Genomic DNA, 17,538 nt, shown 5'->3' on the forward strand with positions numbered 1-17,538 from the left:
GCCACCCCAGAAAAACCGGAGAAACACGTGCCTACAAAAGCCCCAGCTGCCGTGCTTCATAGATCGCTTCGGTCTTTGAATGGACAGCCAGCTTGCTGTAGATGTTCTTGACATGCGACTGGACCGTAGACGCTGCGATACCCAGAATCTCGGCGGTTTCCGAATAGGTGTAGCCCCGCGCGAGCTTGGCCAGGATGTCTCGCTCTCGCGCGGTCAGCGCTTCGGCGGCGGGCAGTGCGCCTTGCCGCAGCGGCGCGGGGGACAGACGGGCCAGCAGCTGCCGCGCGATGATGGGGGTCATCGGGGACCCCCCCGCATTCAGGCTCAGCACATGTTCAGCCAGATCGTCTTCCGTTCCGTCCTTCAGCAAGTAGCCGCGCGCGCCCGCCTCGAAGGCGCGCATCATGTTGGCCTCATCCCCGAACATGGTGATCACCATGATCTCGGTCCCTCGCGACAGCTTCTGGCACTCGCGGATCACCTCCAGACCCGACCCATCCGGCAAGCCCAGGTCCACCAGAAGGACATCGACGCTGTTCTGGCGCAGCCAAGCCACCATTTCGACCACCGTGGCACCCGCGTAGGCCAGACACAGCCGTTCCGCGCGTGCAAGCGCCTGCACAAGGCGCTCGCGCGTGCGCGGGTCGTCCTCGACCAAAGCGACCGAAACCACGGGTTCCTGCGGGGCAGTGCGGAGCCTTGAAGGCATCATGCGGGCCCCGGAATGTCGGCCTTGGAGCGTATGGTTCCGTTCGTTCCCGCGCTCAATGGAGCCTGGACAGCGCGCAGGCACCCGGCACACCAAACCCCCGCCCCATCTTTCAGGGCACGGTTCTCGTCTGTGGGTGTGGTGAAAGCAGTTTGCATAGCTCCGAGCGTAGAGGCAAAGCACAGGGCACACAAGGAGCGAGACATCCCCAATTCAGGGGATGCACACCCCCCGTTTTCTAGATGGCAGACCACGCGCCGTCCGCCCGGACCACAGCGTCGATGCCCTGGCAGCAGGCGCACCCAAGCCATTACCCGACGCCCGGTGTACCTGCGCCGAAAAAGCAAGCCCCAACCTACGGCTGGAGGACTTGGCCATGGTGTGTCCGCAGTTCTCCTCCACAAGTCTGTCGAGGTTTGGGGCGAACATCGAGAAAAATCAGGCCCTATCGCCTGATGGCAAAGCACATATAGCTATTATTTTTATAGCATCCCGAACCCTCAGACAAGAACCGGTTTACGGCAACTTTACGGAGGCTTCAACACGGAGAGACGCCTGCCCACGAGCATGGAGCCCTGTCTGGCACCTTAGACCCTGTTCTCACTACACTGCCCCCATGAGTTCCCAACTGCTGATGATCGAAGACGATGCCCGCCTCGCGCAGATGGTGGGCGAGTACCTGGGCCAGTCGGGCCTGCAGGTCACGCACCGTGCCGATGGCAAAAGTGGCCTGGCGCAGCTGCAGGGGCCGGACGCGGGGCCGCTGCCCGATCTGGTGATCCTGGACCTGATGCTGCCCGACATGGACGGGCTGGAGGTGTGCCGCCGCATCCGCTCGCTGCAGGGCCACGCGGCCCAGGTGCCGGTGCTCATGCTCACCGCCAAGGGCGACCCCATGGACCGCATCATTGGCCTGGAACTGGGCGCCGACGACTACCTGCCCAAGCCTTTTGAACCGCGCGAACTGCTGGCCCGCATCCGCGCCATCCTGCGCCGCCGCACCGATGGCGGCAACGCGGCAGCCGCCACCCAGGTGCTGCGCTTCGGCACGCTGGAGATCGACCGCGACGCGCGCACCGTGACCGTGGGCGGCGAGCTGGCCGACCTCACCTCGTACCAGTTCGACCTGCTGGTGGCCCTGGCCGAGCGCGCGGGCCGCGTGCTCACGCGCGACCAGATCATGGAGGCCGTGCGCGGCCGCGAGCTGGAGGCGTTTGACCGCAGCATCGACGTGCACATGGGCCGCATCCGTGCCGCCATTGAGCAGGACGCCAAGAACCCGCGCCGCATCCTCACGGTGCGGGGTGTGGGCTATGTCTTTGCAAAACAACAAGACTGACGGACCTCGGCAAAGGATGTCCCTGTCCACCCCCTTCTCCCGCCGCCTGTACCTGCGCATCTGGCTGGCCGTGGTCGCGGGCATCGCCGTGCTGACCCTGACCGTGGGCTGGGCCTGGCGCATGGCCGAGGAGCAGAAGGCACAGACCAACCAGCCTTTTGTGCCACCTTCGCGCGAGATGGCGCTGCGCGACCCCTCGGGCCAGCTGCTGCTGCGCGGCATGGCCACGCGCCAGCCTGCCGAGCCCGGCGAGGGCGTGGAATTCCGCATCGAAACCGACACCGGCCAGACCTTCACCCTGCAGATGGCGCCCCGCCAGCCACGCGGCGAGTGGGCGGGCGGGCGACCCGGTGGCGGCGGGCCCAACCAGGGCTGGGCCGCGTTCTGGACGCGCCCGCCGTTTGGTTTCTTGTGGCTGTTGGGCATCGTGAGCCTGGCGGTGGCCGTGGGGGTGTACCCCATCATCCGGCGCCTTACGCAGCGGCTCGAAGCCCTGCAGCGCAGCGTGCAGAAGTTTGGCGAAGGCGACCTGTCGGTGCGGGTGCCCGAGCAGGGGCAGGACGAGGTGGCCGACCTGGCGCGCCAGTTCAACGCGGCCGCCGAGCGGGTGGAAACACTCGTCAAATCGCACAAGTCGCTGCTGGCCAATGCCTCGCACGAGCTGCGCTCGCCGCTCACCCGCATCCGCATGGGGCTGGAGCTGATGGGCGGGCAGCAGCCCTCGCCCGCATTCCGCGCCGAGATTTTGCGCAACATCGCCGAGCTGGACCAGCTGGTGGACGAGATCCTGCTGGCCAGCCGCCTGGATGCGCGCGAGGCCGATGTGGGCACGGTGGAGCTGGTGGACCTGATTGGCCTGGCTGCCGAGGAATGCGCCCGGGTGGACGCAGACTTGGACGTGAGCGCCAGCCCCGATTCGCTGGAGGTGCGCGGCGTGGCCAAGCTGCTGCGCCGGGCCCTGCGCAACCTGCTGGAAAACGCGCGCCGCTACAGCACCGGCGAGATCACGGTGGTGGTGCACCGCCGCCAGGGCCGCGCCGAGGTGCATGTGTGCGACCACGGCCCGGGCGTGCCGCCCAGCCAGCGCGAGCGCATCTTCGAGCCCTTCTACCGCCTGCCGGGCGCCAGCGAGCGTGCGGGTGGCGTGGGACTGGGGCTGTCATTGGTGCGCTCGATCGCCGGGCGCCACCAGGGCACCGTGCACTGCCAGGACCGGCTCGATGGCGAGCACGGCGCCTGTTTTGTGCTGACCCTGCCGCTGGCGCCGGTGGCAGCCACCACCAGCACGGCGGTCCACTGACCCGGGCGCCCTGCGCGCCTTGAACGTTCAGCGGCTGCTGACCAGCGGCCAGCGCCAAGCCATGGCCGCGTACACCACTGCGCCCACCCCCAGCGCCGCCGCCGCCACGGCCAGCCCATACACAAACCCCTGGCCCTGCGTCGCCGCGTGGTGCAGCATCCAGGCCACCATGGGCGGGCCCACGATCTGGCCGATGCCATAGGCGGCGGTGAGCAGGCCCGGAAAGCTGTCGCCCGCTGCGGGCCACACCCGCCGCGCCTCTTGCAAGGCATAGAAGGTGATGGCGGTGAACGGCAGGCCCAGCAACAAGCTGCCCAGCGCAAAACCCAGCGGCCCCGGCCACACCAGGCTGAGCGCGATGGCCCCGGCCTGCACCCAGTAAGCCACCATCAGCAGCCAGCGCCGGTCCCACGCGGCCGGTGTGCGCGTGGACAGCAGCGCCCCCAGCGCCACGCCCGCGCCAAACAGCGGCCAGAACAGGTCGGGCCAGGGCGAGCCCGCAGGCAGCGCGGCACGCGCGATCACGGGCAGGAAGGTGGCCGTGACGATGTAGCCCAGCCCCGCCAGTCCATAAGCCAGTGTGAGCCCCGTGCGCGCCAGCGGCCCCTGACCCGGCAGGGCAAGGCCCGGTGTGTGCGCCGCCGCCGCCGGGGCAGGCAAGGCCAGGCCTTGCAGCACGGGCCAGATGGTGGCGCACAGGCCCACGCTCAGCACACCAAACACCGCCCACCCGGCGGCGGCGGGCCAGCCCAGGGCCACCATGGCACTGGCCGACAAGCCCGTGAGCACAATGCCCAACCCGGGCCCGCAAAAGATCAGCCCGCCCAGTGCGGCATGGCCCAGCGCCACCAGCCGCACCATGCACCACACCGAGACATTGAGGAACACCAGCGCACTGGCCACGCCCGCCGCAAAGCGCAGCGCGGGCCAGGCACCCGGCAACGGCAGTGCCATGCCCAGCGTGAGCAGCACCGTGGCCGCCAGCCCCCAGCGCGCCAGGCGCACCGCATGCCACCGCTGCCGTGCACGCGGCGCCACCCAGGGCAGGGCCATGCAGGCCAGCGCGCCGATCAGGTAGCCCAGGTAGTTGGCCGTGGCCAGCCAGCTGCCGCCTGCGAGCGTCACCACACCGTCGTGCAGCATCATGGGCAACAGTGGCGTGAACGCGAACCGCCCGATGCCCATGGCCACGGCCAGCGCGGCCATGCCCGCCAGTGCCACGGCCAAGGGGCGCTGCGACAGGGGCAAAGCGGTGGGAGGTTCCAGGCGGTCGGGTTCGGGCATATGATTCTTTTTTGAGATATATTTTCCATAAATCATCTCACAAAGAGAATATCCATGGACCTTGCCGCACTGGAGATTTTCCGCGCCGTGGCGCAGGAAGGCAGCGTGACCCGCGCCGCCGAGCGGCTGGGCCGCGTGCAGTCCAACGTGACCACGCGCGTGCAGCAGCTCGAAGAACAACTCGGCGCCACACTGTTCCTGCGCGAGGGCAAGCGCATGGTGCCCACGCCTGCCGGCGAATCGCTGCGCGGTTATGCCGACCGCCTGCTGGCGCTGGCCGAGGAGGCCCGCCAGTCGGTGCACCCCCACGAGCCCGGCGGCCGCCTGCGCCTGGGCGCCATGGAGAGCACGGCCGCCGCGCGCCTGCCCCAGCCGCTGGCGCAGCTGCACGCGCAGTGGCCAGGGCTGGTGCTGGAGCTGTCCACCGCGCCCTCGCGCCAGCTGGTGGAGCAGGTGCTGGCCCACCAGATCGACTGTGCGCTGGTGGCCTGGCCGCCGCCGGGCATCGACGCCGACGCGCCCGTGGAACACACCGCCATGTTCACCGAACCCCTGCTGCTGGCCCTGCCCGCCGACCACCCGCCCGTGCACACGCCGCAGGATCTGCAACTGGACACCCTGGCCGCGTTCAGCAGCGGCTGCACCTACCGCCGCATGGGCGAGGCCTTCTTGCAGCAAAAGAACGGCAGCCCGCCGCGCGTGCTGGAGCTGGCCTCGTACCACGCCATCCTGGCCTGCGTGGCCGCCGGGCGCTGCGCGGGCGTGCTGCCGCAGGCCGTGATCGACCTGATGCGCGAGCCCCCGGCCCTGCGGTGGGTGCCGCTGGGCAGCTGCGACACGGTGCTGGTCACGCGGCGCAGCTACCAGTCGCCCGCGCTGCAGGCCCTGCGGGCAGCCCTGTTGGCCAGCGCGCCCCGCCCGGCCCCTTCCATCGCCTGATCCACCTCACCAGGAGTTGCCCATGCCTTCGTCCCCCTTCACCACCCGCCTGGGCCTTGCGCTGCCCATCGTCCAGGGCCCCATGACGGGCTCCGACACACCCGCGCTCGCGGCCGCCGTGTCCCAGGCGGGTGGACTGGGCATGCTGGGCTGCGGCATGCGCTCGCCCGCCGCCATGGCCGAAGCCGCCGCCGAGGTGCGCCGCCGCACCGACCGGCCCTTTGGCATGAACCTGTTCGTGCAGGCCACGCCCACGCCCGACGAGGCCACGGTGCTGGCCGCGCTGCAGCGCCTGGCGCCGTTCTATGCCGAATTCGGCCTGGTGCCCGAGCGGCCCGCGCAGTGGTGCGAGGACTTCGGCGCGCAGTTCGACGCCCTGGTGGCCGCGCGCCCGGCCGTGGCCAGCTTCACCTTCGGCATCCTCTCGGCGGCGCAGGTGGCGCGGCTGCAGGCCGTGGGCAGCACCGTGATCGGCACCGCCACCACCGTGGCCGAGGCCCGTGCCTGGGCCGCTGTGGGGGCGGATGCGGTCTGCGCCTCGGGCATGGAATCGGGCGGGCACCGGGGCACCTTCCTGTCGCCCGGCCACGAGGCGCCGCCCGTGGCCGGGCCGTCGGTGGACGACTTCGAGGCCAGCATGCTGGGCACGCTGACGCTGGTGCGCCAGTGTGCGGACGCGCTGCCGTCCACGCCCATCATCGCGGCAGGCGGCATCATGGACGGGCGCGCCATTGCGGGCGCGCTGGCCCTGGGCGCCCAGGCGGTGCAGATGGGCACGGCGTTCCTGACCTGCCCCGAGTCGGCCATCGGCCCCGCCTACCGCCAGGCGCTGACGCAGGCCGGGCCCACCGACACCCGCACCACGCGCATCTTTTCGGGCCGCCCGGCGCGGGGCATCGTCAACACCATGATGGATGCCCTGCGGGCCGACGAGCGCAGCGTGCCGCCCTACCCCGTGCAGAACGCGCTCACGGGCGCGCTGCGCCGCGTGGCGGCCCAGGCGGGCCGGGCCGACCATCTGTCGCTGTGGGCAGGCCAGGGCGTGGCCCAGGTGCGCCCCATGCCTGCGGCCGCGCTGGTGGCGGTGCTGGCGCAGGAGCTGCAGGCGGCCAGCGCCTGAGGTCTGCTATATGTTTGATAGCTGCTTGCGCTTATCCATCGCGCGCAAACGGCCATTTTGACCACAATTTTGGGCCCTGCCCTGTCAGTTTTTCCAGGGCAGCTCGCGCGCCGGGCCTTGGATGACCGGCGCCTGCGCATTCAGGGTTTCGCCCGCCAGTACGCGCTCATACATGCGCAGGTAGTTGCGCGCCATGCGCTCGGCGCCAAAGTGCTCCACCACATGCTGGTGGCAGGCGCGGGCATCAAAGCGGTTGTTACGCACCGCTTCGGCCAGCACGGCGGCTTCGGCCGACAGCACGCCGCAGTGCAGGGGCACCAGCTCGGGCAGCGCGCCGTAGGGCGTGGAAAACACCGGGCAGCCAAAGTACAGGCTCTCGATCACCGCCAGCCCAAAAGGCTCGTGCCACCGCACCGGAAAGATCAGCCCGCGCGAGGCGTTGAGCAGGCCCGTCTTCTGCGTGCCGCCCACCATGCCGTGGAAGTGGATCTTGCGCGACAGCGTCCAGCGGAAACCGCGCTTGAAGTTGATGCGGTCACCGCCCAGCACGTCCAGCTCCACGCCCGCGAGCTTGGCCACCTTGATGGCACCGCGCACGTTCTTCACGCCCCAGGCCGCCTTGCCCAGGAAGTGGTAGCGCGGGCGCGGCAGGCTGAAATCGACCGGGCCGTAGCCCGACCAGTCCAGCCCGTTGTAGACAAACTCGCTGGAGCCATACCGCGCCGCATGGTCGCGCGAGAGGAACACCGTGTTGCGCGGCAGCGGCTTGGGCTTGCGCGCGTTGCCATGTTCGGTCACCAGGTAGGGCTTGGCCAGCTCGGTGCGCGGGTTGAACTGGAAATGTGTGATGTCCACGTCGGCCGGAATCTGGCCCTCCCAGGGCGCGTCGGGCCGGATCGGGAGCACCTGGCCAAAGTCGCAGGTCGAGCCCTCGGGCACCAGGTAGCTCACGCGGTGACCCTGCTGCACCAGGGTCTTGCCCAGGTCCCAGATCACGCGCTCGGTGCCCCCGTAGCCATAGACGGGGATGGGGGAGTTGTTGACCAGCAGGATGTGCATCGGAAGTACCTGTCGTCAGAGGGGGCGAGGGCAACCCAGGCGCGCGCGGCGCTGGTGCAGCGCGGCCAGCACCAGCGGGCACATGAACAGGTAGAACATGTTGCCGCTGTTGTGGGCCAGAAACACCTGCGTGAGGCCAAAGCCGATGTACGACAGCGGCAGCAGCACGCCCACCAGGCACAGTGACAGCGATTCGCGGTCCATCTTGCCCTGGGCGTCGCGGATGCGCTGCGCCGTGGGCCAGAACATGGCCAGCGGTATGCCATAGAAGGCCAGCAGCAGCAGCACCCCGGGCAGGCCGCGCTTGGCAAACAGGTCCAGGATTTCGTTGTGTGCGTGGCCAAATTCGAGCACCACGGGGTGCGCTTGCCCGGCCGCCACGCGCCGGGCCTTCTCTTCGGCATAACCCGCGCGGCCCCAGCCGGTGAGCGGGCGGTCCCAGCCCATCTGCCAGGCCAGGCCCCAGTGCGCCAGGCGCTGGCCCACCGAGCTGCGACCGTCGCCGTGCTGCTGGTAGGTCTGCACTTCCTGACGGGCTTCGTCCACCCGCAGCTCCACAGCCGGCACCTGCGACAGGGCCGCAGCCGCCACCACCAGCGCAGACAGGCCCCAGTACACGCGCCGCTGCCCGGTGGTGCGCACCAGCAGCCAGGCACACACCGGCAGCAACAGCACCAGCGCCAGCCAGCCGCCGCGCGACTGCGACAGCACCGACCCCGCCACGCCCAGCGCCACGGCGCTGGCCAGCAGCAGCCGCTGCCACAGCACCCAGCGCCGCCACTGCGCCACCAGCAGCAGGCCGCTCATCACGGCCAGCAGCATGCTCAGGTTGCCATACTGAATGGCGTTGGTGAAGCCATTGGCACGCGGCAGGCCCATGCCGTAGGTCTGGTAGAGCCCCACGAGCCCGCTGCCCACAGCCCCCACCGCAATGCCCATCCACAGCCACGAGGCGCGGGGCTGGAAGGTCATCAGGTAAAAGATGCAGGGCAGGGCCAGCAGGTACTTGACCGGGCGGTCCATGCTGCCCCAGCCCCAGGCAGCGCCCACATCCAGCAGCCACAGCGCGGCCATGCAGGAAAACGCGGCCGTCAGCCACCAGGCGGCGCGTGGCGCGGGGCGGCGCCACCACACCGGGGCACTGGTCAGCGCGGCCAGCAGCAACAAGGCCGCGCCATAGGAGTACCCCGAGGGCACGCACAGCGCCAGCCCAGGAACCAAGAAGGCGCCGATGCTCGCGCTGCGCCTCCACCAGCGTTGTGCGGTCATCAACGGATCACCTTGTCGGTCAGGCAGTCACGGTCATAGTGCAGGGCGGCATAGCGAAAGAAGCCCTCCAGCGCCACAAACAGGCAGTACAGAAACCCCGCCCCGCCACACAAGAAACCCAGGCGGAACACATACAGGCGCAGGAACATGGAGAGCCCCGACGCCAGGCCGCGCAGCACGCCGCCGCGCTGGCCTTTTTCGGCGCGCTTGGCGGCGCCCAGCATCACGTACTGCGTGAGCTTTTCCAGGCTGCCCCGGACCGTGGTGCGCGAATAGTGCAGAAGGCGGGCTCGGATGAGCCGGCGCGGCACCGCCCCGCCGTCGGGCAGGGCATGCAGTTCGGCCTGCTCGTGCACCACCCCGGTGAACTCCTTGACCAGCGCGCGCACAAACAGGCGCTCGATCTGCGACTGCGAGCGGAAGTACTTCAGTTCGTGCCCGTAGGCCACCATGCGCCAGCGGATGCGCCACACGGCCTGCTCACCCGACCGCACGATGGCCTGCAGCTCTTGCGCAAACGCAGGCGTCATCACCTCGTCGGCGTCGAGAAAAAACACATAGTCGCCGCGCGAATGCGCGAGCAGCCGATTGCGCTGCACGGCAAAACCCTGCCAGTCGGGGTGGCTGTGGACTTCCGCGCCCAGGCCCTGGGCGATGGCCACGGTGTTGTCCGTGCTGCCGCTGTCCACCACCAGGAGCTGGTCGGCAAACGCGGCGCTTTTCAGGCAGGCCTCAATGCGGTGCGCCTCGTTGTGGGTCAGCACCGCCACGGTCAACGTGGGCGGCGCCGATGCGCCGCCGGTTCCTACGGGCATCAATCAATGACCGTGGAAATGCTCGCCCGCCTTCAGGCGATAGACGGTTCCGCAATAAGGGCACTTGGCCTCGCCCGCGCGGGCCACGTCCAGATACACCTTGGGGTGGCTGTTCCACAGCTTCATGTCGGCCTTGGGGCTGGGGCAGAAAACACCGCCCTGAGCGTTCAGGTCTTTGGCCAGGAGTTCAACGGGAGCTTGCGACATGTTCTTCAGACCTTGGTGAGCCAGTGGGCGTAGTTGGAATTGCGGCCGTTCACGATGTCGAAGAAGGCGCTCTGGATTTTTTCGGTGATCGGGCCGCGCGAACCGCTGCCCAACTCGATGCGGTCGAGTTCGCGAATGGGCGTGACTTCAGCGGCCGTGCCGGTGAAGAAGGCCTCGTCGGCGATGTAGACCTCGTCGCGCGTGATGCGCTTTTGCACGATCTCCAGGCCCAGGTCCTTGGCGATGTGGAACACGGTGTTGCGGGTGATGCCGTTCAGGGCCCCGGCCGACAGGTCGGGCGTGTAGATCACGCCGTTCTTGATCACGAAGATGTTCTCGCCCGCGCCCTCGGACACGAAGCCGGAGCTGTCGAGCAGCAGGGCTTCGTCGTAGCCGTCGTCCAGCGCTTCCATGTTGGCCAGGATGGAGTTGGTGTAGTTGCTCACCGCCTTGGCCTGCGTCATCGTGATGTTGACGTGGTGGCGGGTGTAGCTGCTGGTCTTGACGCGGATGCCGCGCTTGAGACCCTCTTCGCCCAGGTAGGCACCCCAGGCCCAGGCAGCGACCATCAGGTGGATCTGGTTGCCCTTGGGCGAAACACCCAGCTTTTGCGAGCCGATCCAGGTCAATGGGCGCAGATAGCAGGATTCGAGCTTGTTTTCGCGCACCACGGCCTTCTGGGCCTCGTTCACTTCTTCCTTGGTGAACGGGATCTTCATGCGCAGGATCTTGGCGCTGTTGAACAGGCGGTCGGTGTGCTCTTCGAGGCGGAAAATGGCCGTGCCGTTGGCCGTGTTGTAGGCGCGCACGCCTTCGAAGGCGCCGCAGCCGTAGTGCAGGGTGTGGGTCAGCACATGGATCTTGGCGTCGCGCCAATCGACCATCTGGCCGTCCATCCAGATCTTGCCGTCACGGTCGGCCATCGAGGGAACTACGGGGCTCATGGGAATCCTTTGGTTGCTGTGGGTCGCAAAACCGGGATTTTACGGGCCCCCAGCCCACCGGGAACCGCCGCCCGAGGGTGCAGTGCAGCAAACCCGCAGGTTCAGGGCCGGGATGTCATCCCGCCGGAGGCGGGGTGTCGGCATCCGCCTCGGGCCGCTCCAGCGTCCACGTCACCAGCTTGCCCTTGCGGAACTCGCAGGTCACGTGCGAGCGCGTGCCATCGGTCCAGCGGTAGATCTCCGGATCCGCGCCTTCGGCAGACCGCAGCTCGCCCAGCGCCTGCGTCATGGCCACCACGTGCATCAGGTTCACGCCCTCGGCCAGCCGTGCATTGAGCATCACGGCGCTGCCCACATAGCCAATCGGCCGCTTGGCGGCCTTCTTCATCACATTCACCAGCCGCGTGAAGTGCAGCAGGGCCCACATGACCAGCCCGCCCACCACCGCCGCCACACCGGCCCAGCCGTAGGCGGTAAAACCAAACCCGACCAGGGCCACCGCCCCCAGGGGCACCAGGATATTGCGCAGATTCATAGGCTGGGATTGTCTTACGGCCTCAACCGTGTGGGGCTGTGGGCATTGCTTACAAGCCCCGCACCACGTCCATCGCCTCCTCCACCCGCTCCACCGCGTGGATGGTGAGGCCCTCGATGGGCTTCTTGGGCGCATTGGCCTTGGGCACCACGGCCACGCTGAAGCCCAGCTTGGCGGCTTCCTTCAGGCGCTCCTGGCCGCGCGGTGCGGGCCGCACCTCGCCAGCCAGCCCCACCTCGCCAAAAGCGATGAAGCCCTTGGGCAGTGGCTTGCCACGCAGGCTGGACGTAATGGACAGCATGACGGCCAGGTCGGCCGCAGGCTCGCTGATGCGCACGCCGCCCACGGCGTTCACAAACACATCCTGGTCCATGCAGGCCACGCCCGCGTGGCGGTGCAGCACGGCCAGCAGCATGGCCAGGCGGTCCTTGTCCAGGCCCACGGACAGGCGCCGGGGGCTGGGGCCGCCGCTGTCCACCAGCGCCTGGATCTCGACCAGCATGGGGCGCGTGCCCTCCAGGGTGACCATCACACAGCTGCCGGGCACGGGCTCGGAGTGCTGGCTCAAGAAGATGGCGCTCGGGTTGCTCACGCCCTTGAGGCCCTTTTCGGTCATGGCGAACACGCCGATCTCATTCACCGCGCCAAAACGGTTCTTGATGGCGCGCACCAGGCGGAACTGGCTGTGGGTGTCGCCTTCGAAGTACAGCACCGTGTCCACCATGTGCTCCAGCACACGCGGGCCCGCCAGCGCGCCCTCCTTGGTCACATGGCCCACCAGAATCACGGCGATGCCTGTGCCCTTGGCCATGCGCGTGAGGTGCGCCGCACATTCGCGCACCTGGGCGACCGAGCCCGGTGCGCTGGTGAGCTGGTCGGAATAGGTGGTCTGGATGGAGTCGATCACGACCACGGCCGGTTGGGTGGCCTCCACCGTCGCCAGAATTTTTTCAAGCTGGATCTCGGCCAGCAGCTTCACCTGGCTGCCCTCGATGCCCAGGCGCCGCGAGCGCAGCGCCACCTGGGCACCACTTTCCTCGCCCGTCACATACAGCGTGGGCAGGCCCGCGCGCTGCAGTGCGTCCATGGCCTGCAGCAGCAGGGTCGATTTGCCAATGCCCGGGTCGCCCCCGATGAGCACCACGCCCCCTTCCACAATGCCGCCGCCCAGCACGCGGTCCAGCTCGTCGATGCTGCTGGGTGTGCGGGCCACGTCCTGGGCTTCGATGGCGGCCAGCGGCATCACGGGCTGCGCATGGGCCAGGCCCGCGTACCCTTGCGGTGCGCTCAGGCGGTTCTTGCCCGGCCCGGCCTCGGCCACCTGCTCGATCAGCGTGTTCCAGGCGCCGCAGGCCGGGCATTTGCCCAGCCAGCGCGGGCTGGTGCCGCCACATTCGGTGCAGGTGAAGATGGTTTTGTCTTTGGCCATGAAAGGAGAATGGTCGGTGGGCACAGGCGCGGGTGGCCGACTATAGCGGCGCAGGCCCGGTGCCCGGCCATCGGCCCCCACCCTACCAAGCACCTATAGACCCCAGGCGCCGCGCCCCTACGATGGCCATCCATCCACTTGCTTCTCCGGCATCGGCAAGAATGCACGCCATGCACACACCCACCAATTCCTTCAAGCAGGCCCTGGCCCAGGGCGAGGCACAGATCGGCCTGTGGCTGGGCCTGGCCGATGCCTACACCGCAGAGATCCTCGCAGGCACCGGCTACGACTGGCTGCTGGTCGATGGCGAACATGCGCCCAACGACCTGCGCTCCATCCTGCACCAGCTGCAGGCCATCGCCAGCGCCAGCAGCGCCCTGCCACCGGGGGCGCGCGCGTCCCACGCCGTTGCGCGGGTGCCGGTGGGCGACACGGCCCTCATCAAGCAGTACCTCGACATCGGCGCACAAACCCTGCTGGTGCCCATGGTGGACACGCCCGAGCAGGCCCAGCAGCTGGTGCGCGCCACGCGCTATGCGCCCGAAGGCGTGCGCGGCATGGGCAGCGCGCTGGCGCGCTCGTCGCGCTGGCAGGCTTACCCCCGCTATGTGCACGAGGCCAACCAGCAGATCTGCCTGCTGGTGCAGGCCGAGACGGTGGAAGCCATGGCCCACCTGGATGCGATTGCTGCCACGCCCGGTGTGGACGGCGTGTTCATCGGCCCGGCCGACCTGTCGGCCTCGATGGGCCACCCGGGCAACCCGGGGCACCCCGATGTGCAGGCCGCCATCCACGATGGCATTGCACGCATCCTGCGCGCGGGCAAGGCACCGGGCATCCTGGCCACCAACGAGGCCCAGGCGCGCCAGTGGCTGGCGGCCGGTGCGCTGTTTGTGGCCGTGGGCGTGGACACCATGCTGCTGACCAGCGCTGCGCAGAATCTGCTGGCGCGCTTTCGCACCGGCCCGGATGCCGCTGCCGCACCACGGCCCGCAGGCTACTAGCCCTTCTCTTCTTCTCTTCCCGACAACATACAGAACAAGCAAGGATCGACAAGCATGAAAGCATGTATCTACGGCGCGGGCGCCATTGGCGGCTGGCTGGGCATGGCCCTGGCACAGGCGGGCCACCCGGTGAGCCTGGTCGCACGCGGCGCCACGCTGGCAGCGTTGCAGGCCGACGGCCTGCGCCTGCGGCGCCCTGATGGCACGGTGGCCCAGGTGTCGGTGACGGCTGCAGCCGACCCGGCAGCCCTGGGCGTGCAAGACCTGGTGGTGGTGGCCGTGAAGGCACCCGGCCTGCCCGAGGTGGCACGCGCCATGGCCCCGTTGATCGGGCCGGACACCATCGTGCTCACGGCCATGAACGGCGTGCCCTGGTGGTTTCTGGATGGTTTTGGCGGCGCCGCGCAGGGCCATGCGCTCGAATCCGTGGACGCGGGCGGTGTGATCGCCAGCGCCATCCCCACGCGCCATGTGGTGGGCAGCGTGGTGCACACCAGCTGCTCGCTGGAGGCGCCGGGCTTCGTCAAGCAGCACTTTGGCAACCGCCTCATCGTGGGCGAACCGGGCGGCCACCGCAGCGCACGCCTGCAGGCCCTGGCCGACACGCTGCAGCGCGGCGGCATCGAGGTGGAGGTGAGCGACCGCATCCAGAAGGACATCTGGTTCAAGCTCTGGGGCAACCTCACCATGAACCCCATCAGCGCACTCACCGGCGCCACCACCGACCGCATCCTGGACGACGAGCTGGTGCGGGGGTTTGTGTCGCACGTCATGCTCGAAGCCAAGGCCATTGGCGACCAGCTGGGCCTGCCGATCGACCAGCAGCCTGAAGACCGCCATACCGTGACGCGCAAGCTGGGCGCGTTCAAGACCTCGATGCTGCAGGACGTGGAAGCGAACAAGCCCATGGAGATCGACGCCCTGGTGGGTGCCGTGCGCGAGCTGGGCCAGATCACCGCCGTGCCCACCCCGCACACCGACGCGCTGCTGGGCCTGGTGCGCCTGATGGCGCGCACGCGCGGCCTGTACTGAAAACTTCAAGCCAAAAAGGCCGTCTGCGCGCGGCCCTATTGCCTTATAAGCTACACATTTAATAGCAAACTAGCCATGACCACACTCACGCTGTACTACACCCCCGGCACCTGCGCGCAGGCCGTGCGCATCGCGTTGGAAGAAGCGGGCGCCGCCTACGAACTGATCCGCGTGGACTTCGCCGCAGGCCAGCAGCGCACGCCCGAGTACCTCGCCGTCAACCCCAAGGGCCGCGTGCCCGCGCTGGCCACGCCACAGGGCACGCTGACCGAAACCCCCGCCCTGCTGGCCTATGTGGCGCAGAGCTTTCCCGCAGCGCGCCTGGCCCCTGCGGACGCGCATGGTTTTGCGCGCCTGCAGGAGTTCCACAGCTACCTCGCGTCCACCGTACACATCGCCCATGCCCACCGCCCCCGCGCCAGCCGCTGGGCGGATGAGCCCGAGGCCCAGACCGCCATGCAACGCAAGGTGCCGCAGAACATGACGGAGTGCTTCAACCTCATCGAAAGCCACTACCTGCCGCAGGCGGACCAGGGCCCGTGGGTGATGGGCGAGCAGTACACCGTGGCCGACGGCTACCTGTTCACCATCGGCACTTGGCTGCACAGCGATGGCGTGGACATTGCCCAGTTCCCGAAGGTGTTTGCGCACACGCAGCGCATGCTGCAAAGGCCCGCGGTGCAGCGCGCACTGGCCTGACACGCCGCCTGCGGACGCAAAAAAGCCCCGGTGCGTCCAAAGCACCGGGGCTTTTTTGGAGGCCGATGCCAGCCTCCCCAACCACCGTTCACGCTGAGCTTGTCGAAGCGCAGCGCAGGGCTTCGACAAGCTCAGCCCGAACGGGTGGGGGTGGGTACACCAACGGGGCCAGCCCGTCGTGCAAGCGCCGCTCGGCCCTCTCAATTCACCTTCAAATACCGCCAGTCGATGCGGTTGTCGGCGCGGTGGATGATCTCCACCTTCTTCGTCCCCGCCCACGGAATCACCTGGTTGTAGAGCGGAATGTGTGACACCAGCTCGTGTTCCTTGATCAGCGCCTGCTCGATCAGCTGGTTGCGTGTGGTGGTGTCGGTTTCCTTCTTCACGCGCTCGACCAGGGCGTCGATCTGCGGGTCGGAGAAGCGGCCCAGGTTGAAGTTGCCATCGCCCCCCGCGCCCGTTGTGCGCACCAGCGACTGCAGGCTGTAGAACGCATCGAACGTGGGCACACCCCAGCCCAGCAGGTAGATGCTGGCTTCGTTGCGCTGGATCATCGGGAAGTAGGTGGCAAACGGCAGCGAACGCAGCTTGGCCTTCACGCCCACCTTGGCCCAGTGCGCGGTGATGGCCTGGCACAGTTGCTCGTCGTTGATGTAGCGGCCCGCGCTGCACGCAAAGTCCACTTCAAACCCGTTGGGGTAGCCCGCGTCGGCCAGCAGCTTTTGCGCGGCCTTGGGGTCGTAGGGGTAGCGCACGTCGGCCTTCTTGGTCCAGCCGTTGACCTGGTTGGCGATCAGCGTGCCCGTGGGCTGGGCCAGGCCGCGCAGCACCACGCGCTGGATGGACTGGATGTCGATGGCCTGGTACAGCGCCTTGCGCACGCGCAGGTCCTTGAGCGGGTTCTTGCCCTTCACGTCCGAGCCGGGCAGCTCGTCGCGGAACTGGTCCAGGCCCAGGAAGATGGTGCGGTACTCCGGCCCTTCCAGCACCTGCAGGGTGGGCGTCTGCTTGATGCGCGCCAGGTCTTGCAGGCTGGGGTCGATCACAAAGTCCACCTCACCCGACAGCAGCGCCGCCGTGCGCGTGGCATCGGCCTTGATGGGGGTGTAGACGATCTCGGTCAGGTTGGTGGGGTACTTGCCTTTGCCCCACCAGTGCGGGTTGGGCTCCAGCACCACGCGCTGGTCGGGTGTCCACTGCTTGAGCTGGTAGGGGCCGGTGCCCAGCGCATTGCGGTGGGCAAAGGTTTCGTCCTTGGTCTTGATGTCCTTGGGCTCGACCGACTTGTTCTTCTCGGCCCAGGCCTTGCTCAGAATGCGCAGCTCGGTGAGCTGGTTCACCAGCACCGGGTTGGGCAGGTCGGAGTGGATATCGATGGTGTAGGCATCGATCTTCTCGACCCGGTCGATGCCCTGCGTGTAGACGGCGAAGTTGGAAGTCTTGGCCTTGGCCCGCTCCAGCGAGAACTTGGCGTCGTCGGCCGTGAACTCGCTGCCGTCGCTGAACTTCACGCCCTTGCGCAGGGTCAGGCGCAGCTGCGTGGGCTTGATGAGTTTCCACTCGGTGGCGAGCGACGGCTCGGGCTTGAAGGTCTTGCTGTTGTATTCCACCAGCGTGTCGTACACCGCGCCGTGCATGGTGTTGTTCACGCCCACGTTCTGGGTGTGGATGTCCCAGGTGGAAATATCTACCGAGCGGGACCAGCGGAAGGTGGCGGACTGGGCGGCCAGGGGCAGCGCCGCAGCGATGGCGGCGGCAAGCAGGAGGTGTTTGAAGCGCATGGAGGGGAAGTGGACGCGATGGCCAAAGTGCTGAATAGCCTGACTATCCCCCAAGCTGCACCACAAGGGAACG

General features: G+C 68.2%; 17 protein-coding genes. 7 read left to right on the top strand and 10 right to left on the bottom strand.

Going from position 1 to position 17,538, the window contains the following annotated elements:
- Positions 1–31 precede the first annotated feature (31 nt).
- Entirely contained in the window at positions 32–709 is a 678-nt protein-coding gene (locus A1D30_RS12205) for a response regulator transcription factor (protein WP_109790950.1), read from the bottom strand.
- 616 nt (positions 710–1,325) lie between these two features.
- Here A1D30_RS12205 and A1D30_RS12210 point away from each other — a divergent pair.
- Positions 1,326–2,048, top strand: coding sequence for a response regulator transcription factor (locus tag A1D30_RS12210; protein WP_063460998.1), 723 nt, complete (start codon positions 1,326–1,328; stop codon positions 2,046–2,048).
- Between the two features lie 16 nt (positions 2,049–2,064).
- Positions 2,065–3,348: a HAMP domain-containing sensor histidine kinase gene (locus A1D30_RS12215; RefSeq protein WP_063460999.1), complete on the top strand. Its 1,284-nt coding sequence runs from the start codon at positions 2,065–2,067 to the stop codon at positions 3,346–3,348.
- A gap of 27 nt (positions 3,349–3,375) precedes the next feature.
- Here A1D30_RS12215 and A1D30_RS12220 read toward each other — a convergent pair whose 3' ends face one another.
- A complete protein-coding gene (locus tag A1D30_RS12220; protein WP_063461000.1) occupies positions 3,376–4,632 on the bottom strand; it encodes a YbfB/YjiJ family MFS transporter in 1,257 nt (418 codons plus the stop codon).
- Positions 4,633–4,686: 54 nt separating this feature from the next.
- On the opposite strand from A1D30_RS12220, the gene A1D30_RS12225 reads away from it, so the two are divergent.
- Both A1D30_RS12225 and A1D30_RS12230 read left to right on the top strand, forming a co-directional pair.
- A complete protein-coding gene (locus tag A1D30_RS12225; RefSeq protein ID WP_063461001.1) occupies positions 4,687–5,571 on the top strand; it encodes a LysR family transcriptional regulator in 885 nt (294 codons plus the stop codon).
- 22 nt (positions 5,572–5,593) lie between these two features.
- A complete protein-coding gene (locus A1D30_RS12230) occupies positions 5,594–6,691 on the top strand; it encodes a nitronate monooxygenase family protein (RefSeq protein ID WP_063461002.1) in 1,098 nt (365 codons plus the stop codon).
- Between the two features lie 84 nt (positions 6,692–6,775).
- Here the strand turns inward: A1D30_RS12230 and A1D30_RS12235 are convergent, their stop codons facing one another.
- The 7 genes from A1D30_RS12235 to radA form a co-directional block, all read right to left on the bottom strand.
- Entirely contained in the window at positions 6,776–7,750 is a 975-nt protein-coding gene (locus tag A1D30_RS12235; RefSeq protein WP_063461003.1) for a glycosyltransferase, read from the bottom strand.
- A gap of 15 nt (positions 7,751–7,765) precedes the next feature.
- On the bottom strand, positions 7,766–9,019 hold the full coding sequence (locus A1D30_RS12240) for an O-antigen ligase (RefSeq protein ID WP_063461004.1): 1,254 nt from the start codon (positions 9,017–9,019) through the stop codon (positions 7,766–7,768).
- A complete protein-coding gene (locus A1D30_RS12245; RefSeq protein WP_063461005.1) occupies positions 9,019–9,834 on the bottom strand; it encodes a glycosyltransferase family 2 protein in 816 nt (271 codons plus the stop codon). The genes A1D30_RS12240 and A1D30_RS12245 overlap by 1 nt, the downstream gene beginning before the upstream one ends.
- A 3-nt stretch (positions 9,835–9,837) precedes the next feature.
- The gene (locus A1D30_RS12250) at positions 9,838–10,041 is read right to left on the bottom strand and encodes a zinc-finger domain-containing protein (RefSeq protein WP_063461006.1); all 204 of its coding nucleotides are present in this window, start codon (positions 10,039–10,041) and stop codon (positions 9,838–9,840) included.
- 5 nt (positions 10,042–10,046) lie between these two features.
- Positions 10,047–10,985 (bottom strand): branched-chain amino acid transaminase, encoded by a 939-nt coding sequence (locus A1D30_RS12255; protein ID WP_063461007.1) that lies wholly within the window; start codon positions 10,983–10,985, stop codon positions 10,047–10,049.
- 115 nt (positions 10,986–11,100) lie between these two features.
- Entirely contained in the window at positions 11,101–11,520 is a 420-nt protein-coding gene (locus A1D30_RS12260) for a hypothetical protein (protein WP_063461008.1), read from the bottom strand.
- 49 nt (positions 11,521–11,569) lie between these two features.
- On the bottom strand, positions 11,570–12,949 hold the full coding sequence (gene radA, locus A1D30_RS12265; RefSeq protein WP_063461009.1) for a DNA repair protein RadA: 1,380 nt from the start codon (positions 12,947–12,949) through the stop codon (positions 11,570–11,572).
- Positions 12,950–13,119: 170 nt separating this feature from the next.
- Here radA and A1D30_RS12270 point away from each other — a divergent pair, with 170 nt between their 5' ends.
- The 3 genes from A1D30_RS12270 to A1D30_RS12280 all read left to right on the top strand — a co-directional run bounded on the left by A1D30_RS12270 (position 13,120) and on the right by A1D30_RS12280 (position 15,684).
- Entirely contained in the window at positions 13,120–13,953 is an 834-nt protein-coding gene (locus A1D30_RS12270; RefSeq protein ID WP_063461071.1) for an HpcH/HpaI aldolase/citrate lyase family protein, read from the top strand.
- Positions 13,954–14,007: 54 nt separating this feature from the next.
- Positions 14,008–14,985, top strand: a complete 978-nt coding sequence (locus A1D30_RS12275; protein ID WP_063461010.1) for a 2-dehydropantoate 2-reductase — start codon at positions 14,008–14,010, stop codon at positions 14,983–14,985.
- 75 nt (positions 14,986–15,060) lie between these two features.
- Positions 15,061–15,684: a glutathione S-transferase family protein gene (locus tag A1D30_RS12280; protein ID WP_063461011.1), complete on the top strand. Its 624-nt coding sequence runs from the start codon at positions 15,061–15,063 to the stop codon at positions 15,682–15,684.
- Between the two features lie 200 nt (positions 15,685–15,884).
- Here A1D30_RS12280 and A1D30_RS12285 read toward each other — a convergent pair whose 3' ends face one another.
- Entirely contained in the window at positions 15,885–17,465 is a 1,581-nt protein-coding gene (locus A1D30_RS12285; protein ID WP_063461012.1) for an ABC transporter substrate-binding protein, read from the bottom strand.
- Positions 17,466–17,538 lie beyond the last annotated feature (73 nt).

The sequence above is a fragment of the Acidovorax sp. GW101-3H11 genome, assembly GCF_001633105.1.
GTDB lineage: Bacteria > Pseudomonadota > Gammaproteobacteria > Burkholderiales > Burkholderiaceae_C > Acidovorax.

What these genes read in the sequence shown, in the direction of transcription:
- A1D30_RS12205 (WP_109790950.1), bottom strand. Translation starts at nt 709, where the DNA reads ATGCCTTCAAGGCTCCGCACTGCCCCGCAGGAACCCGTGGTTTCGGTC.
- A1D30_RS12210 (WP_063460998.1), top strand. Translation starts at nt 1,326, where the DNA reads ATGAGTTCCCAACTGCTGATGATCGAAGACGATGCCCGCCTCGCGCAG.
- A1D30_RS12215 (WP_063460999.1), top strand. Translation starts at nt 2,065, where the DNA reads ATGTCCCTGTCCACCCCCTTCTCCCGCCGCCTGTACCTGCGCATCTGG.
- A1D30_RS12220 (WP_063461000.1), bottom strand. Translation starts at nt 4,632, where the DNA reads ATGCCCGAACCCGACCGCCTGGAACCTCCCACCGCTTTGCCCCTGTCG.
- A1D30_RS12225 (WP_063461001.1), top strand. Translation starts at nt 4,687, where the DNA reads ATGGACCTTGCCGCACTGGAGATTTTCCGCGCCGTGGCGCAGGAAGGC.
- A1D30_RS12230 (WP_063461002.1), top strand. Translation starts at nt 5,594, where the DNA reads ATGCCTTCGTCCCCCTTCACCACCCGCCTGGGCCTTGCGCTGCCCATC.
- A1D30_RS12235 (WP_063461003.1), bottom strand. Translation starts at nt 7,750, where the DNA reads ATGCACATCCTGCTGGTCAACAACTCCCCCATCCCCGTCTATGGCTAC.
- A1D30_RS12240 (WP_063461004.1), bottom strand. Translation starts at nt 9,019, where the DNA reads ATGACCGCACAACGCTGGTGGAGGCGCAGCGCGAGCATCGGCGCCTTC.
- A1D30_RS12245 (WP_063461005.1), bottom strand. Translation starts at nt 9,834, where the DNA reads ATGCCCGTAGGAACCGGCGGCGCATCGGCGCCGCCCACGTTGACCGTG.
- A1D30_RS12250 (WP_063461006.1), bottom strand. Translation starts at nt 10,041, where the DNA reads ATGTCGCAAGCTCCCGTTGAACTCCTGGCCAAAGACCTGAACGCTCAG.
- A1D30_RS12255 (WP_063461007.1), bottom strand. Translation starts at nt 10,985, where the DNA reads ATGAGCCCCGTAGTTCCCTCGATGGCCGACCGTGACGGCAAGATCTGG.
- A1D30_RS12260 (WP_063461008.1), bottom strand. Translation starts at nt 11,520, where the DNA reads ATGAATCTGCGCAATATCCTGGTGCCCCTGGGGGCGGTGGCCCTGGTC.
- radA (WP_063461009.1), bottom strand. Translation starts at nt 12,949, where the DNA reads ATGGCCAAAGACAAAACCATCTTCACCTGCACCGAATGTGGCGGCACC.
- A1D30_RS12270 (WP_063461071.1), top strand. Translation starts at nt 13,120, where the DNA reads ATGCACACACCCACCAATTCCTTCAAGCAGGCCCTGGCCCAGGGCGAG.
- A1D30_RS12275 (WP_063461010.1), top strand. Translation starts at nt 14,008, where the DNA reads ATGAAAGCATGTATCTACGGCGCGGGCGCCATTGGCGGCTGGCTGGGC.
- A1D30_RS12280 (WP_063461011.1), top strand. Translation starts at nt 15,061, where the DNA reads ATGACCACACTCACGCTGTACTACACCCCCGGCACCTGCGCGCAGGCC.
- A1D30_RS12285 (WP_063461012.1), bottom strand. Translation starts at nt 17,465, where the DNA reads ATGCGCTTCAAACACCTCCTGCTTGCCGCCGCCATCGCTGCGGCGCTG.